Genomic DNA, 218 nt, shown 5'->3' with positions numbered 1-218 from the left:
TTGAGCTAAAGCTTATGTTTTGACCGGTACTACCGCCTGTAGTCAGAACCACATCACTACCCAGTGTCACTGCGCCAGTATAGGTTTGAGTACCGGTGGTGGTGATTGAACCGTTTAAGGTGATGCCGCTCGTGGTGGTAGAGAAGCTCGATAAACCGGTCATTCCGGCTACGCTCACTGCGCCAGTACCGGCATTGAGATTTAAGCTATGGGTATTA

1 protein-coding gene is annotated in these 218 nt (G+C 50.0%); it reads right to left on the bottom strand.

All coding sequences use genetic code 11. The annotated features are described in order from the left end of the window. A partial coding sequence (locus ICN47_RS12855) for a hypothetical protein (protein WP_216220304.1) occupies positions 1-218 on the bottom strand: 218 nt, incomplete at both ends.

Origin of the sequence: Polynucleobacter sp. AP-Latsch-80-C2 (genome assembly GCF_018882185.1) — a bacterium.
In the GTDB taxonomy this organism is placed as follows: domain Bacteria; phylum Pseudomonadota; class Gammaproteobacteria; order Burkholderiales; family Burkholderiaceae; genus Polynucleobacter.
Note: the sequence above shows the minus strand (reverse complement) of the source record. Positions and strands in the feature narration are given on the sequence as shown.